The organism is Dokdonella fugitiva, from assembly GCF_004342425.1.
GTDB lineage: Bacteria > Pseudomonadota > Gammaproteobacteria > Xanthomonadales > Rhodanobacteraceae > Dokdonella_A > Dokdonella_A fugitiva.
Window position 1 is genome coordinate 1 of the sequence record NZ_SLWQ01000016.1, and the last position, 14,330, is coordinate 14,330.

At 67.4% G+C, this 14,330-nt stretch carries 16 protein-coding genes and 1 other RNA gene; 10 read left to right on the forward strand and 7 right to left on the reverse strand.

Going from position 1 to position 14,330, the window contains the following annotated elements:
- Nucleotides 1–306 precede the first annotated feature (306 nt).
- The 4 genes from EV148_RS17855 to ssrA all read right to left on the reverse strand — a co-directional run bounded on the left by EV148_RS17855 (nucleotide 307) and on the right by ssrA (nucleotide 2,454).
- Nucleotides 307–624 carry a helix-turn-helix domain-containing protein gene (locus tag EV148_RS17855; RefSeq protein WP_132000218.1) on the reverse strand — a complete coding sequence of 106 codons (318 nt, stop codon included), beginning with the start codon at nucleotides 622–624 and terminating at the stop codon, nucleotides 307–309.
- A complete protein-coding gene (locus EV148_RS17860; protein WP_132000219.1) occupies nucleotides 621–992 on the reverse strand; it encodes a type II toxin-antitoxin system RelE/ParE family toxin in 372 nt (123 codons plus the stop codon). The genes EV148_RS17855 and EV148_RS17860 overlap by 4 nt, the downstream gene beginning before the upstream one ends.
- A gap of 122 nt (nucleotides 993–1,114) precedes the next feature.
- Nucleotides 1,115–2,017, reverse strand: coding sequence for a hypothetical protein (locus tag EV148_RS18755; RefSeq protein ID WP_199222826.1), 903 nt, complete (start codon nucleotides 2,015–2,017; stop codon nucleotides 1,115–1,117).
- 85 nt (nucleotides 2,018–2,102) lie between these two features.
- Nucleotides 2,103–2,454, reverse strand: a transfer-messenger RNA (tmRNA) gene (gene ssrA, locus EV148_RS17870).
- 97 nt (nucleotides 2,455–2,551) lie between these two features.
- On the opposite strand from ssrA, the gene EV148_RS17875 reads away from it, so the two are divergent.
- Nucleotides 2,552–3,391 carry a sulfotransferase domain-containing protein gene (locus EV148_RS17875; protein ID WP_132000220.1) on the forward strand — a complete coding sequence of 280 codons (840 nt, stop codon included), beginning with the start codon at nucleotides 2,552–2,554 and terminating at the stop codon, nucleotides 3,389–3,391.
- 27 nt (nucleotides 3,392–3,418) lie between these two features.
- On the opposite strand, the gene smpB is transcribed toward EV148_RS17875, so the two are convergent.
- A complete protein-coding gene (smpB, locus tag EV148_RS17880; RefSeq protein WP_132000221.1) occupies nucleotides 3,419–3,910 on the reverse strand; it encodes an SsrA-binding protein SmpB in 492 nt (163 codons plus the stop codon).
- Between the two features lie 68 nt (nucleotides 3,911–3,978).
- Here smpB and EV148_RS17885 point away from each other — a divergent pair, with 68 nt between their 5' ends.
- Together EV148_RS17885 and EV148_RS17890 are read left to right on the forward strand one after the other, a co-directional pair.
- Nucleotides 3,979–4,413, forward strand: coding sequence for a type II toxin-antitoxin system RatA family toxin (locus tag EV148_RS17885; protein ID WP_132000222.1), 435 nt, complete (start codon nucleotides 3,979–3,981; stop codon nucleotides 4,411–4,413).
- Entirely contained in the window at nucleotides 4,406–4,699 is a 294-nt protein-coding gene (locus EV148_RS17890) for an RnfH family protein (RefSeq protein ID WP_132000223.1), read from the forward strand. The genes EV148_RS17885 and EV148_RS17890 overlap by 8 nt, the downstream gene beginning before the upstream one ends.
- A 9-nt stretch (nucleotides 4,700–4,708) precedes the next feature.
- On the opposite strand, the gene EV148_RS17895 is transcribed toward EV148_RS17890, so the two are convergent.
- The gene (locus tag EV148_RS17895) at nucleotides 4,709–5,134 is read right to left on the reverse strand and encodes an outer membrane protein assembly factor BamE (protein WP_132000224.1); all 426 of its coding nucleotides are present in this window, start codon (nucleotides 5,132–5,134) and stop codon (nucleotides 4,709–4,711) included.
- 91 nt (nucleotides 5,135–5,225) lie between these two features.
- On the opposite strand from EV148_RS17895, the gene fur reads away from it, so the two are divergent.
- Both fur and EV148_RS17905 read left to right on the forward strand, forming a co-directional pair.
- Nucleotides 5,226–5,639 (forward strand): ferric iron uptake transcriptional regulator, encoded by a 414-nt coding sequence (gene fur, locus EV148_RS17900; RefSeq protein ID WP_132000225.1) that lies wholly within the window; start codon nucleotides 5,226–5,228, stop codon nucleotides 5,637–5,639.
- A gap of 2 nt (nucleotides 5,640–5,641) precedes the next feature.
- Nucleotides 5,642–5,926, forward strand: a complete 285-nt coding sequence (locus EV148_RS17905; RefSeq protein ID WP_132000226.1) for a hypothetical protein — start codon at nucleotides 5,642–5,644, stop codon at nucleotides 5,924–5,926.
- A 15-nt stretch (nucleotides 5,927–5,941) separates the two neighbouring features.
- On the opposite strand, the gene recN is transcribed toward EV148_RS17905, so the two are convergent.
- Complete coding sequence (recN, locus tag EV148_RS17910) at nucleotides 5,942–7,624, reverse strand: DNA repair protein RecN (RefSeq protein ID WP_132000227.1); 1,683 nt, start codon at nucleotides 7,622–7,624, stop codon at nucleotides 5,942–5,944.
- Between the two features lie 223 nt (nucleotides 7,625–7,847).
- Here recN and hrcA point away from each other — a divergent pair, with 223 nt between their 5' ends.
- From hrcA to dapB, 5 genes are all read left to right on the forward strand, one after another.
- Complete coding sequence (gene hrcA / locus EV148_RS17915) at nucleotides 7,848–8,900, forward strand: heat-inducible transcriptional repressor HrcA (protein WP_132000228.1); 1,053 nt, start codon at nucleotides 7,848–7,850, stop codon at nucleotides 8,898–8,900.
- Between the two features lie 117 nt (nucleotides 8,901–9,017).
- Nucleotides 9,018–9,542, forward strand: a complete 525-nt coding sequence (gene grpE / locus EV148_RS17920; RefSeq protein WP_132000229.1) for a nucleotide exchange factor GrpE — start codon at nucleotides 9,018–9,020, stop codon at nucleotides 9,540–9,542.
- A 137-nt stretch (nucleotides 9,543–9,679) separates the two neighbouring features.
- A complete protein-coding gene (gene dnaK / locus EV148_RS17925) occupies nucleotides 9,680–11,590 on the forward strand; it encodes a molecular chaperone DnaK (RefSeq protein ID WP_132000230.1) in 1,911 nt (636 codons plus the stop codon).
- A 306-nt stretch (nucleotides 11,591–11,896) separates the two neighbouring features.
- Nucleotides 11,897–13,024, forward strand: a complete 1,128-nt coding sequence (dnaJ, locus tag EV148_RS17930) for a molecular chaperone DnaJ (protein WP_132000231.1) — start codon at nucleotides 11,897–11,899, stop codon at nucleotides 13,022–13,024.
- Nucleotides 13,025–13,363: 339 nt separating this feature from the next.
- Nucleotides 13,364–14,182 (forward strand): 4-hydroxy-tetrahydrodipicolinate reductase, encoded by an 819-nt coding sequence (dapB, locus tag EV148_RS17935; protein WP_132000232.1) that lies wholly within the window; start codon nucleotides 13,364–13,366, stop codon nucleotides 14,180–14,182.
- Nucleotides 14,183–14,330 lie beyond the last annotated feature (148 nt).

A 14,330-nucleotide genomic window follows, 5' to 3' on the forward strand; every position in this document is an offset into this window, starting at 1 on the left:
TTTGATCTGTATGGCGCTGACTTATGGCCCTTGCGGACTTCGGGCAACTTTCAGGGAGCGAGGTCGGAGCGAGGAATGGCCAGGAGAGAGTGGAATGTGGCCCGGAACGGGCTGGGAGGCTGACCGGCGTAGTCCGCAGGCTTCCGAGAAACCCTCAAGAACACGCGGGAACCGGCGCGATCGGGCAATAAAAAACCCCAACCGAGAACGGTTGGGGTTTCATTATTGGTGGCGGACGGACGCCGGTTCAATTCCGTCTGTGTCACTTGAATAGCAATGCAGCGGGCGTGAGCGGCAATGGGCGGATCAAAGCACCGCTTCCAGCCCCTTGCGCTCGAGGATGTCCAGCAACTTCTGCGACGGTCCGCTGGGGCGCTTGTCGCCCACCTCCCACTTACGGACAGTAGATGTACTGGTGTTCAGCACGCTGGCCAGCACGGCCTGACTCAGGTGCAGTCGCTCGCGCAGCGCCTTGACCTTCTCGGCGTCATAGTCCTGCACCGGCTCCAGGCACAGTGCGTCGTATTTCTGCATCTTGCGCTTGTCGATGAATCCCAGGCGATGCAGATCGCCAGCCGTTTCGTGAACGGCTTCGAGGATGCGGCTCTTGGTCTTGGTGGTCATTGACAAATCTCCTGCAAAGCGCCGTCGGCAACGGCTTCATCCAGTTGCGGGCCTGTTCGAGCCAGCAGGTCGGCGGCGATGGCCTGCAAGCCTTCGAGCTCCTCGTCGCTGATGTTCGCCCGCTCGTTCTTCTCAAAGCCGAAAACGAAGAACCAGCGGTTGCCCTTGTTGGTGGCGACCAGCGTCCGGACACCGCCGCGCTTGCCGCGTCCCGCCAACCCGACGCGCTTCTTCACCACGCTGCCACCGAGGTCAGCATCGATCAGGCCGGCTGCCATCTCCTGAACGGCCTTGCACAGGACGGCATCGGTAAGCTCCGTCTTACGCATCCATCGCTGGAAATGACGCGTTTTGAATACTCGCGTCATCGTGCTTATTGTGCCACTGAGTGGCATAGATTGTCTATCCACCCATTCCGGCCACCTGCCAAGCCGACATCACCCTTCAAGACTGCCGACAGAAGGCTTCCCCGAATCGACGCGATACCCCATCACCCGGTAGCCACGCTGACGCTTGTCCCACATCCGCAGCAAGGCCGGATGCCCCGTGTCCACGAAGTCGATGATGCGAACGTCGGTCTTGCTGGCGTGTTCCCGGTGCAGGCGACCGGCGTATTGGGCAGCACACCGTCATCGTGCCTCAGCATCGCCGCCACGGCGACTTCCTGGTCGGGACGCAGCGTGCCGCTGAAGCCGACGGCGACGGGTGTACCGGCGTGGCGCTCGTCCCGCAAGTCGAGACGAATGCCGTTATCCGCCAACAGTTCGCGCGCAGCGTCGAAACACCCGCGCGGCAGCGCGATGTGCTGCGGAAAGTTTTCAGCGCAGCCGATGATGCGCGGCTTGTCCCACACCGACAACCGCATCGCCTGCGCCTTGTAAAACTCAGGGTTCTGGAATGCCGCCAGTCGGATCAGCCGGTTGGCCAGCGCCTGCGGCAGTTGAGCCTTCTCGAAATAGATCAGGTTGGCCAGGGTCACAGTCAGTGACTGGGGCATGGGCCCCGTCAGCTTCTTCGACGCCGTGCTTTCGCGCTTCCACGGCGTGGCCAGGTCTTCGTCATCGATGAAAGTGACGTCCAGCGGATGGACGCCACCCGTGGCACGCAGGATGGTCGGCTCGATGTCCTGCGCGGCCATCGGCTGGATGGAAGCCAGGAATGACCATTGGTCCGGGAACCCGCTGCCGGTGGACTGGGTGGTGCAGCGCGAGGTCGTGGCGCGGTTCGATGCTGGACCGGCGGGCGCAGTTGACAGCGAACCGGGGCGCGTAAGTGCTTGATTTTGGCTAAACAAGGCTGCGCCTACCCGCAAGCCAAACAGAGACAAGAGACGACTCTGGCGCAGAAATCGCCGCAAATATCCCGATTTCGAGGTCGAGTGGCGCGACAGCATCCGCAAGCCCACCGGCCGGAACCCCGCGTGGCGCGGGGATTTCAGGCAAGAAAAAGGGCCCGGAGATTTTCCGAGCCCTTGTATATGGTGGAGGCGGCGGGAATTGAACCCGCGTCCGAAGGCGCTCCGCGCCCGGCGCTACATGCTTGTCACGCTGTTTGATCTCGTCCGGCGGCAACACAACGTGCGAGGCGCACCGCCGGACCAGCCTCTTGGATTTGACCCGCAACCGAAAGGCGCCGGCACGGGCGATCCTGTGATAGTGACCCTACATCCACGAGCACAGGCACAAGTGGGTTCGGGGCTAGGCCTTAAGCGGCCAGAGCGTAGACGTCGTCGTTCGCGTCTAGTTTTTTGCCATCGGATTAACGAGGAAGATGACGCCCTCGGCATGCTCCAGACTACTTCGCGTCCCCCGTCGAAACCATGTCGCCCCCGGGGAATCCCCATGGTGGCGGCAGGGGCGGCCGAAATCAAGGGAAATCCGCAGCGAGCTGCTAGCATGCGCGGTTTCCGTTCAACGAACCGGCATTCATGGGCAACATCGTCTGGCTCGCGTCCTACCCGAAATCCGGCAATACCTGGGTGCGCGCGTTCCTTGCCAATCTCGTCGCGAACCGGCCCGATCCGGTGCCGCTGGATGAACTGCCGCGTTACGCCGAAGACGAAGCCAATCCCGACCTGTTCGCCGCGCTCGCGGGCAGGCCGAGCGTGGAGCTCGACCTCGGCGAGATCGCCGCGCTGCGGCCGCAGGTGCACGCGGCGATCGCGCAGCGCGCGCAGGGCACGCGCTTCGTCAAGACGCACAACATGGCCGGCAGCTTCGACGGGCATCCGCTGCACAACTGGCAGGTGAGCGCCGGCGCGATCGTCGTCGTGCGCAACCCGCTCGACGTGGCGGTGAGCATGACGCACCACTTCGGCATCGGCATCGACGAGGCGATCGAGCGCCTCGCCGATCCGAACGTGGCGACCGGCAACGATGCGCTGTTCGTGAGCCAGATCCTCGGCTCGTGGTCGCTGCACGTGCAAGGCTGGGCGGACATGGCGAACGAGCGCGTGCTCGTGCTGCGCTACGAGGACATGCTCGAGAAGCCGGCGAAGACGTTCGCGAAGATCGCCAAGCTCGTCGGCCTCGGCCAGGATCGCCCGCGCATCGAGCGCGCGATCCGACACGCGGGTTTCCAGAGCCTCGCCGCGATGGAGAAGAAGCACGGCTTCATCGAGGCGTCCGGCAAGGGCGCGCGCTTCTTCCGCAAGGGCCGTGTCAACGAGTGGCGCGAGGCGCTGGATCGCGAGCAGGTGCAGCGCGTGATCGATGCGCACCGCGAGCAGATGCGCCGCTTCGGCTACGTGCCGGTGGGGTACGCCTAGCAGCGTCGAGTGTGCCTTCGACGTGAGCTAGGCGAGCTTGTTCTTCGCGCGCATCACGCGCTGCTTCTCGCGGTTCCAGTCCCGTTCCTTCTCGGTGTCGCGCTTGTCGTGTTCCTGCTTGCCGCGCGCGAGGCCGAGGTCGAGCTTGGCGCGGTTGTTCTTCCAGTACATCGCGAGCGGGATCAGCGTATAGCCCTTGCGTTCGATCGCGCCGATGAGCTTGTCGATCTCCTCGCGGTGCAGCAGCAGCTTGCGCGTGCGCCGGTCCTCGGGCACGACGTGGGTCGAGGCGGAGATCAGCGGCACGATCGAGGCGCCGAACAGGAAGATCTCGCCGCCCTTGACGATCGCGTAGGCGTCGCCGAGGTTGGCGCGGCCCGCGCGCAGGCTCTTCACTTCCCAGCCCTGCAGCGCGATGCCGGCTTCGAAATGCTGGTCGATGTGGTACTCGTGGCGCGCACGCTTGTTCAGCGCGATCGTCGAGTCACCCTTCTTGTCGTTGGACTTGGTCTTTGCCATGTGTTGTTATCTTGCGTTCCTTCCCGACGCGAAGCCATGGGCGGCGATCCTGCCGCGTTTTCGAAAGCATGATCGAGATTCGCCGCCACGCCCTGGTTCGCCGGACGCCCGAACGCATGTTCGATCTCGTCAACGACGTCGAAGCATACCCGAGCCGCTTCCCCTGGTGCGCCGGCGCGCGCGTTCTCGAGCGTGATGGCGACACCGAACTCGTCGCAAGGCTCGAGCTGCGCTTCGCCGGCATCACGCAAGGGTTCACCACGCGCAACACGCTCGACCGACCGCAGCGCCTGCGCATGCAGCTCGTCGACGGGCCGTTGCGCGCGCTCGAAGGCGAGTGGACCTTCGCTGCGCTCGGCGACGACGGCTGCAAGATCGCGCTCGCGCTCGATTTCGACTACTCCGGCCGCCTCACCGGCAGCGCGCTGCGGCTCGGCTTCCAGGGCCTCGCCAACCGCATGGTCGACGATTTCTGCTCCGCGGCGATGAAAACCGATGCCTGAACGGATCCTCGTCGAAGTCGCGTATGCCGAGCCGTCGCGGCAGTTCCTGCGCCGCGTCGAACTCGCCGCCGGTGCGACGGTCGAGGACGCGATCGACGCATCCGGCGTGGCCGCGGCCTGCGCGATCGAACCGCCGTCGCTGGCCTGCGGGATCTGGTCGAAGCCGGTGTCGCGCACGACGCCGTTGCGCGACGGCGATCGGGTGGAACTCTATCGCCCGCTCAAGGCCGACCCGAAGGAATCGCGCCGCCGGCGCGCCGAGCGTACGCAATCGCCGAAGCGTTGACGGGCGCGCTCAGCCCTGGCCCTGGTCGCCGCCGCGGCGCTTCTTCTTGCGTTCCTCGTCGGAGCGCTTCTCGTCAGGATACTCGCGCTTGTACTTGCGCGCGTCCTTGATCAGCTGCTCCGGGTCTTCGGGAAAGTAGTCGCCGTCGATCTTCGCGAGCTGGTCGTTCTCGAAGTACAGCGTGAGGTCCTTGCTCGCCATCTTGTTGCGGCCGCGGCGGATCGTCGAGACGTAGTCCCAGCGGTCCTGGTCGAACGGGCTGATCACCGAGGGCGAACCCATGACGAGCAGCACCTGCCGCTTGCTCATGCCGGGCTTGAGCGACTCGACGGTGGCCTTGTCGAACAGGTTGCCCTGCTGGGCATCGACCTTGTAGATCAGGCCGCAGCCGGACAGCGGGGCGAGGGCGAGCAGGGCGAGCCAGCGAAGACGCATGCGCGGTGGATCCGGAAGCCATGTAAGACGCCGATGATACACTAGCGGCCTGAATCGCAAGGGCCAACGACAGGGAAGGGCAGCCGGAGGCATGAACATGGAATCCACCGAACTGCGCAAGGCCGGCCTCAAGGTCACCCATCCGCGCATGCGGATCCTCGAGATCCTCGACAGCCACGATGGCCGGCACTTCTCGGCCGAGGACATCTATCGCCAGTTGCTCGAACACCACGACGACATCGGCCTCGCCACCGTCTACCGCGTGCTGACCCAGTTCGAGGCGGCGGGAATGGTGCTCAAGCACAACTTCGAGGGCGGCCAGGCCGTCTATGAACTCGACCGCGGCAAGCACCACGACCACATGGTCGACGTCGAATCCGGCAAGGTGATCGAATTCACCAGCGAGGAAATCGAGCGACTGCAGCATGAGATCGCGGCCAAGCACGGCTACGCGATCGAAGACCACAGCCTTGTCCTCTACGTGCGACCGATCAAGAAGAAATAGATATGCAAAAGTGGTTCCGCGAGCGCGCGAAGCGGGTGCGGACATGGTGGCGCGCGCCAGCCACCGTGCGCGACAGGACCAGCGGCATGATCGTCGGAGGGATGGCCGGCTTCTGGATCGGCGCGCTGGGGCGCATCCTGGTCGGACAGCTGCCTGTGGGCATCGGCGCCGTCCTGCTTTGCGGGCTTGCGGGCATCATCGCTGGCGCCATCTTCGGACGCCTGTGCCCGAAGGTGGCACTCGTTCTGCTGCTTCCGCTCGCGACGTTCGGTTGCTCACCGAGCTGACACGCGTCGCGGCCCTCAGCCCTCAGCCCTCAGCCCTCGCTTCCCCAACATCTGCTTCGCATGCGCCAGCGTCTCGCGCGTGATATCGATGCCGCCGAGCATGCGCGCGACTTCCTCCTGGCGCGGCTTGCCGTCGAGCGCCTCGATGCGCGTTTCGGTCGATGCGCCGTCGCTGGACTTGCTCACGCGGAGGTGACGGTCGCCCTGTGCCGCGACCTGCGGCAGATGGGTCACGCACAGCACCTGCGCGCGCGCGCCGAGCGCATGCAGCTTCTGGCCGACGACTTCGGCGACCGCGCCGCCGATGCCGGAGTCGACCTCGTCGAACACCATCGTGCCGATCGTGTCGCTGCCGAGCGCGGCGACTTCGATTGCGAGACTGATGCGCGACAATTCGCCGCCCGAGGCGACCTTGCGCAGTGCGCGCGGCGGCTGGCCGGGGTTCGCGCTGACGAGGAATTCGCAGCGTTCGGCGCCCTGCGGGTCCGGATCGGCTTCGCCGTCCGTTTCCAGCTGCACCTCGAAGCGACCGCCGCGCATGCCGAGCTCGCCCATGAGCGCGGAGACGGCATCCGACAGCGCCTTGGCGGATGCGGCGCGCCGCGCGCCGAGCGCCTTGGCGGCTGCATCCCAGGCCTTGCGCTGGCGCTGCTGCTGTTCGCGCAGCGAGGCGATGCTCGCGCCCGCGCCGCGCAGCGTCTCCAGCTCCTCGTGCAGGCCGTCCGCGTGCGCCTTGAGGTCGGCCATGCGCACGCGGTGCTTGCGCGCGAGCTCGTGCAGCTTGCCGAGCTGGGCTTCGGCTTCGGCGAGGCTGTCGGGGTCGAGGTCGAGGGCACTCTGGTAGCGCGAGAGCGCATCGTTGGCCTCGCCCAGCTGGATCCGTGCCGCTTCGACGAGTTCGCCGATCGGGGCGAGGCGCTCGTCGAGCGCGGCGAGCTGGGTGATCTCGTGCCGGGCGCGCGCGACGAGGCGCAGCAGGGCGTATTCGCCGTCGCCGTCGAGTCGCTCGGCGAGCGCCGCGCAACCCTGCAGCAGTTGGCCCGAATTGGCGAGGCGGCGGTGGCGCTCCTCGAGCGCGGCGAGGTCGTCCGGCGCGAGCGCGTGGCGGTCGAGTTCCTCGACCTGGTGGCCGAGCCATTCGATGCGTTCGGCATGGTCCTCGCCGCGTGACAGCTCGGCGATGCGCACATTCGTCTCGCGCCAGGCGCGTGCGGCGCGCGCGACCTCGTCGCGCTCCGCGTCGTGCCCGCCGAACGCGTCGAGCAGGGCCAGCTGCCGGGTGCGGTCGAGCAAGGCCTGGTGTTCGTGCTGGCCATGGATCTCGATCAGGCCAGCGGCGAGCGTCTTGAGCTGGGTCAGGGTGACCGGGCGACCGTTGATCCAGGCGCGCGAGCTGCCTTCGCTGCGCACGACGCGGCGCAACTGGCAGGCGCCATCCTCGTCGAGGTCCTCGGCGACGAGCCAGTCGCGCAGGTCCGCGCGGCCGGCGAGGTCGAATGTCGCCGAAAGCTCGGCGCGCTCGCAGCCGTGGCGCACCATCGTCGCGTCGGCGCGGCCGCCCGCGAGCAGCATCAGGGCGTCGACGAGCAGCGACTTGCCGGCGCCGGTTTCGCCGGTGACCACGGTCATGCCGGGTCCGAACACGATCTCGGCCTCGCCGACGATCGCGAAATCCTTGACGTAGAGACTTTCCAGCATGGGCGCGCGAGCTATCCTCGAAACCGCCGAACGCTAGCATGCGCACATGCAGCGGCCAAGGCGACGGCGCGATCCTCGTCGCCTGTCGTCGCATGGCGGGAGACGATGCTCGCCTTCACCGCGCCGAAACCGTGGAAATCCGCCCGTCGCGCCCCTATTGATCGGTTCGGAGGCGCTTGTTAGCGTGCGCCGATGACCGGCGCGATGGCGCCACCGGAACCCGATGAACGCCACGTCCCAGCACCTCGATGCCCGCGCCCGCCAATTGCTGCGTACGCTGATCGCGCGCTACATCGCCGAGGGCCAGCCCGTCGGTTCGCGCACGCTCGCCAAGGCGTCGGGGCTCGACGTGAGCCCGGCGACGATCCGCAACATCATGTCCGACCTCGAGGAATTCGGCCTGGTCGCGGCGCCGCACACCTCGGCCGGGCGCGTGCCGACCTCGCAGGGTTACCGCGTCTTCGTCGACAGCCTGCTGGAGATGCGCCCGCTCGGCGAGCCCGAGGTGGACCAGCTCCGGCGCGAGCTGCCGACCGACGCGGCCACGCCGGACCTGCTCGGCAGCGCGACCTCGCTGCTGTCGGAAATGACCCATTTCGTCGGCGTCGTCAGCGTGCCGCGGCGCGAGGAATTCCCGTTTCGCCACATCGATTTCGTCCAGCTCGACGGCGGCCGCGTCCTCGTCATCCTCGTCTTCACCGACGGCCAGGTGCAGAACCGCGTGATCGCGCCACAGCGCGCGTACGCACCGGCCGAGCTGGAGCAGGTCGCGAACTATCTCAACGCGAACTACGCCGGCATGCGCATCGACGAGATCCGCGCGCGCCTGCTGCGCGAGATGCAGGAAGAAGGCGCGCGGCTCAACCGGCTGCTGGCGGCCGCGGTCGAGGTCGCCCAGGCCGCGTTCCAGGACAGCGCCGGCAATGACATGCTCGTTGCCGGCCAGACCAACCTCATGGGCCGGCAGGAAGGCGCCGACGTGGACCGCCTGCGCGACCTGTTCGAGGCGTTCCAGCGCAAGCGCGACCTGCTGCAGTTGCTCGAGCGCTGCTCGCGCGCCGAGGGCGTGCGCCTGTTCATCGGCGAGGAATCCGGATTCGCCGCACTCGACAGCTACAGCCTCGTGACGGCGCCCTACGGCGTCGGCAGCCGCGTGCTCGGCGTGCTCGGCGTGATCGGGCCGACCCGCATGGCCTACGAGCGCGTGATTCCCGTCGTTCAGGCGACTGCGCAGATCATCTCCGGTGCCTTGAAGCGGGGCCAGCCACCCCTATAGTGCGCGTCGGAGCGGGGGCTCGCGCCGCCACGCGGCGCGCCGGCCGAGGCCGGCCCAGCACAGCATCGACGGCTTCCGCCACGCGGCGGACGGCCCTGTTTTGACGTGGAGGAAGGTATGCAAAGCACGGATCCCAATGCGACGCCCCAGGCGCCCGCCGGCAACGACCAGGCGCTCGAGGGCGAACTGGAAACCCTGTCGCGCCAGCTCGGCGAAGCCGAAACCAAGCTCGCGGAAATGCGCGAAACCGTGCTGCGCGAGCGCGCGGAACTGGACAACCAGCGCAAGCGCCTGCAGCGCGACCTCGAGCAGGCGCGCCGGTTCGCCAATGAAAAACTGCTGGCCGACCTGCTGCCGGTGGTCGACAATCTCGAACGCGGCCTCGCCGCCGAGGGGAGCGATGCGGCGGCGCTGCGCGCCGGGGTGGAACTGACCCTGCGCGAGCTCGGTCGCGTCGTCGAGGGGAACGGCCTCAGGGCCGTCGGCGTCGTCGGCGAAGCCTTCGATCCCGAGCGCCACCAGGCGATGTCGCTGGTCGAGGCCGCCGAGCTCGGATCGGGCAAGGTCGTGGCGGTGATGCAGAAGGGCTATCTGCTGAATGATCGCCTGCTGCGCCCCGCGCTCGTGTCGGTTTCGAAGTAGCCGCGCGCGCGCAATTCCTTGAAACACGGGCGCGCAACCCCAGATTTCGCGCCAGCCGCGGCCAACGGCATGCCCACTTCGAAAGGGCGCCGCCGCCGCAACCACCGTACGCAAATTCAGAGCGGGAGAGTACAGAAATGGGCAAGATCATCGGCATCGACCTCGGCACGACGAACTCGTGCGTGGCGGTCATGGAAGGCAATTCGGCACGCGTGATCGAGAACTCCGAAGGCGATCGCACGACGCCGTCGGTGGTCGCGTTCAAGGACAACGAAGTCGTGGTCGGCGCGACCGCGAAGCGCCAGTCCGTCACCAACCCGAAGAACACCTTCTACGCGGTGAAGCGCCTCATCGGCCGCAAGTTCACCGATGCCGAAGTGCAGAAGGACATCGGCCTCGTGCCGTACAAGATCATCGCGCACGACAACGGCGACGCGTGGGTCGAGACGGCCGACGGCAAGAAGATGGCGCCGCCGGAAGTGTCGGCCAAGGTACTCATGAAGATGAAGAAGACGGCCGAGGACTTCCTCGGTGAACCGGTCACCGAAGCGGTGATCACGGTGCCGGCCTACTTCAACGATTCGCAGCGCCAGGCGACCAAGGACGCCGGCCGCATCGCCGGCCTCGAGGTCAAGCGCATCATCAACGAGCCGACCGCGGCGGCGCTCGCCTACGGCCTCGACAAGAAGGGCGGCGACCGCAAGATCGCCGTGTACGACCTCGGCGGCGGCACGTTCGACATCTCGATCATCGAGATCGCCGAAGTCGACGGCGAGAAGCAGTTCGAAGTGCTGGCGACGAACGGCGACACGTTCCTCGGCGGCGAGGACTTCGACAAGCGCGTCATCGACTACCTCGTCGAGGAATTCAAGAAGGACCAGGGCGTCGACCTCAAGAACGACCCGCTCGCGCTGCAGCGCCTCAAGGATGCGGCCGAGCGCGCGAAGATCGAGCTCAGCTCCTCGCATCAGACCGAAGTGAACCTGCCGTACATCACGGCGGACGCTTCGGGCCCGAAGCACCTCAACATCAAGCTCACGCGCGCCAAGCTCGAGGCGCTGGTCGGCGACCTCGTCGAGAAGACGATCGCGCCGTGCCGCACCGCGCTCAACGACGCGGGCCTCAAGGTGTCCGACATCAGCGAGGTCATCCTCGTCGGCGGCCAGACGCGCATGCCGAAGGTGCAGGAGGCGGTGAAGGACTTCTTCGGCAAGGAGCCGCGCAAGGACGTCAACCCGGACGAAGCCGTCGCTGTCGGCGCGGCGATCCAGGGCGGCGTGCTGTCGGGCACGGTCAAGGACGTGCTGCTGCTCGACGTGACGCCGCTGTCGCTCGGCATCGAGACGCTCGGTGGCGTGTTCACCAAGCTGATCGAGAAGAACACGACGATCCCGACGAAGGCGTCGCAGGTGTTCTCGACCGCCGAGGACAACCAGAGCGCGGTCACCGTGCACGTGCTGCAGGGCGAGCGCGAGCAGGCGCGCTACAACAAGTCGCTCGGCAAGTTCGACCTGCAGGGCATCCAGCCGGCGCCGCGCGGCATGCCGCAGATCGAGGTCACGTTCGACATCGACGCCAACGGCATCCTGCACGTCGGCGCGAAGGACAAGAACACCGGCAAGGAACAGCGCATCGAGATCAAGGGCAGCTCGGGCCTGTCCGAGGACGAGATCCAGCGCATGGTGCGTGATGCCGAGGCGAACAAGGAAGACGACAAGAAGTTCCACGAGCTCGTCGGCGCGCGCAACAAGGCCGACCAGCTCGTGCACGCGACGCGCGACGCGATCAAGCAGCACGGTGGCAAGGTCGCTGGCGAGATCGGCCGCATCGAGGAAGCGCTGGCCGAACTCGAGAAGGTCATGAAGGGCGAGGACAAGGCGCAGATCGAAGCGCGCACGACCGCGCTCGAGCAGGCCGCGCAGCCGCTGTTCGCGGCGGCCCAGCAGGGCGGCCCGGCCGGCGAAGCCGGTGCACAGGGCGGCGCTTCGGCGAAGAACGACGACGTCGTCGACGCGGAGTTCACCGAGGTCAAGGACGACAACAAGTAAGATCGCCGGCATGCGGCGGGGCGTGGCCCTGCCTGCACCATGGCGAATGGCGAGGATGCGGGCCGGGCACGTACCCGGCTCGCCCGCGAGGGGAGAAGACGGGATGCGGTCGCATCATCGATGCAGGCCCCGGCCCGGGGGACTGGGGGCTCGCGCAGCATCGTTTCCCTTCGTCGCGTACGCGCGCAGCCCCGCGGGGCATTGCCTTTGCGCTTTCCATGCCCATAGTTGCGTGCATCCTCCACGCCGCCTGCGCGGCCCGACAGATCCTTCGCGATCGCATCGAACAGACGACATGACGTCCCCATGAGCAAGCGCTGCTACTACGAGGTGCTCAGCGTCGAGCGCACCGCCAACGACGAGCAACTCAAGAAATCGTTCCGTCGCCTCGCGATGAAATTCCATCCCGACCGGTGCCCGGACGATCCCGCCGCGCAGGACAAGTTCAAGGAGGCGAAGGAGGCCTACGAGGTCCTGTCCGATCCGCACAAGCGCGCGTTGTACGACCAGCACGGCCACGCCGCGTTCGAGCACGGCATGGGCGGGCGCGGCGCCGGCGGCTTCAACGGCGACGTCGGCGACATCTTCGGCGACATCTTCTCCGATATCTTCGGCATGGGCGGCGGTCGCGGACGCGCGCGGCGCGGTTCGGACCTGCGCTACCTCATCGAACTCGATCTCGAGGAGGCCGTGTTCGGCGTCGACAAGCAGATCGAAGTACCGACCCTCGTCGAATGCGGTTCGTGCGATGGCAGCGGCTCGGCCGACGGCAAGACGTCCACCTGCTCGACCTGCAAGGGGCACGGGCGCGTGCGCATGCAGAACGGCATCTTCTCGATCCAGCAGGCGTGCCCGCATTGCGCCGGCACCGGCAAGGTCGTGGCCAATCCGTGCAAGGAATGCCATGGCGAAGGCCGCGTGCACGACGAGCGCACGCTGTCGATCAAGATTCCCGCGGGCGTCGACAACGGCGACCGCATCCGCCTCGCCGGGCAGGGCGAAGCGGGCCCGAGCGGCACCGTGCCCGGCGACCTCTACGTCGAGGTGCGCGTGCGCGAACATCCGATCTTCCAGCGCGACGGCGATGATCTGCATTGCGAGATCCCGTTGCGGTTCGGCCAGGCCGCGCTCGGCGCCGAGATCAAGGTACCCACGCTCGATGGCGAAGCCGAGATCCGCATCCCGCCCGAGACGCAGAGCGGCAAGGTGTTCCGCCTGCGTGGCAAGGGCGTGAAGTCCGTGCGCAGCGGCCGCATGGGCGATCTGATCTGCCGCGCCGTCGTAGAGACGCCGGTGCGCCTCACCGCTGCCCAACGCGAGTTGCTGCAACAGTTCGAGGCGACCTTCGCCGGCGCCGATGCCGCCGCGCATTCGCCGCGCGACGGCAACTGGCTCGACGGCGTGAAGCGCTTCTGGGACCGCGTCACGTCCTGACGCCGCCCGAAGCGTTCGTCTTTTCGTGGGAGCACTGTCTGCCGCGAAGCTCTTCGCTGGTCTCCTGTAGGAGGAGCCCACCCATCGGCGACCGCAGCGACGCGATGCACCGAGGCGCGACGGGCGCACAGGCTGCGCTCCTGCAGCGTCTCGGTGGCCTGCGAGTCCAGCGCTGCGCTGGCATTCCGTTGTAGGAGTCCACCTGTGGGGGACCCGACGTGCGGCGAGGTTCGAGCCTGCGATCGCGCACAGGGTGCTACCCAGGCAGCTGATGCGCATGCCGCGCCTGCCGGCAAGCGCGGTCTACAATGGGAGCTCTTTCTCGACGCGGGAACGCGCATGCCGGCGACGACGATCCAGATGGCGGTGTACGGTGCCGGCGGGCGCATGGGCCAGGCGATCCTGCGTGCCGCCGGTGCCGAGCCGCGGCTGCGCGTGTCCGCCGCACTCGTGCGCGCAGGTTCCGAACTCGCGGGCCGCACCTTGCGCGACATCCATGGCGCGAGCGCGCCCGACCTCGAGTTTTCCGCCGTGCTCGATCCCGACACGCCGGTAGACGTGCTCGTCGATTTCAGCGGCGCGCACGGCTTCGATGCCGCGCTGGCACTCGCGCTCGAACGCCGCGCCGCGTTCGTGAGTGGTACGACCGGGTTGTCGGATGCACAGCGCCGCGCGCTCGATCGCGCCGCCGCGGACATCGCGGTGCTCTGGGCGTCCAATTTCAGCCTCGGCGTCGCGCTGCTCATGCGTCTCGCGCGCAGCGCCGCGCAGGCGTTGCCGTCGTGGGACTGCGAGATCGTCGAGATGCATCACCGGCACAAACTCGATGCGCCTTCGGGCACCGCGCTCTCGCTCGGTGAAGCCGTCGCCGAGGGGCGAGGCCTCGCGCTCGACGCCTGCGCCGTGCACGGCCGCAGCGGCCGCACCGGCGAACGAGCCGAAGGCGAGATCGGCTTCCACGCCCTGCGCGGCGGCGACGTCGTCGGCGAGCATACGCTCGTGTTCGCCGGCCCCGGCGAACGCCTCGAACTCGCGCACCGCGCGACCGACCGCGAGGTGTTCGCGCGCGGCGCCGTGGTCGCCGCACGCTGGATCGCCGGGCAGGCACCGGGCGCGTATTCGATCGATCGCATCCTCGGCGACGCCGGCGCGGCCTGAGGCCCGTCTAGGCTGGACGTGCTGGAGCGGCCGGCGCAGCCCATCGCGAAATCGCGGCGACGTGCCGGGGCGACCTTCGGTCGTCCCGCCTGCGGATGCCGCGCAAAAAAGGGGCGCTTGCGCGCCCGGGGAGAGTGAACCGAGGAGG

Bases quoted from the DNA above. Each gene is read 5' to 3' on its own strand.
- EV148_RS17855 (WP_132000218.1), bottom strand. From the start codon at position 624: ATGACCACCAAGACCAAGAGCCGCATCCTCGAAGCCGTTCACGAAACG.
- EV148_RS17860 (WP_132000219.1), bottom strand. From the start codon at position 992: ATGACGCGAGTATTCAAAACGCGTCATTTCCAGCGATGGATGCGTAAG.
- EV148_RS18755 (WP_199222826.1), bottom strand. From the start codon at position 2,017: ATGCTGTCGCGCCACTCGACCTCGAAATCGGGATATTTGCGGCGATTT.
- EV148_RS17875 (WP_132000220.1), top strand. From the start codon at position 2,552: ATGGGCAACATCGTCTGGCTCGCGTCCTACCCGAAATCCGGCAATACC.
- smpB (WP_132000221.1), bottom strand. From the start codon at position 3,910: ATGGCAAAGACCAAGTCCAACGACAAGAAGGGTGACTCGACGATCGCG.
- EV148_RS17885 (WP_132000222.1), top strand. From the start codon at position 3,979: ATGATCGAGATTCGCCGCCACGCCCTGGTTCGCCGGACGCCCGAACGC.
- EV148_RS17890 (WP_132000223.1), top strand. From the start codon at position 4,406: ATGCCTGAACGGATCCTCGTCGAAGTCGCGTATGCCGAGCCGTCGCGG.
- EV148_RS17895 (WP_132000224.1), bottom strand. From the start codon at position 5,134: ATGCGTCTTCGCTGGCTCGCCCTGCTCGCCCTCGCCCCGCTGTCCGGC.
- fur (WP_132000225.1), top strand. From the start codon at position 5,226: ATGAACATGGAATCCACCGAACTGCGCAAGGCCGGCCTCAAGGTCACC.
- EV148_RS17905 (WP_132000226.1), top strand. From the start codon at position 5,642: ATGCAAAAGTGGTTCCGCGAGCGCGCGAAGCGGGTGCGGACATGGTGG.
- recN (WP_132000227.1), bottom strand. From the start codon at position 7,624: ATGCTGGAAAGTCTCTACGTCAAGGATTTCGCGATCGTCGGCGAGGCC.
- hrcA (WP_132000228.1), top strand. From the start codon at position 7,848: ATGAACGCCACGTCCCAGCACCTCGATGCCCGCGCCCGCCAATTGCTG.
- grpE (WP_132000229.1), top strand. From the start codon at position 9,018: ATGCAAAGCACGGATCCCAATGCGACGCCCCAGGCGCCCGCCGGCAAC.
- dnaK (WP_132000230.1), top strand. From the start codon at position 9,680: ATGGGCAAGATCATCGGCATCGACCTCGGCACGACGAACTCGTGCGTG.
- dnaJ (WP_132000231.1), top strand. From the start codon at position 11,897: ATGAGCAAGCGCTGCTACTACGAGGTGCTCAGCGTCGAGCGCACCGCC.
- dapB (WP_132000232.1), top strand. From the start codon at position 13,364: ATGCCGGCGACGACGATCCAGATGGCGGTGTACGGTGCCGGCGGGCGC.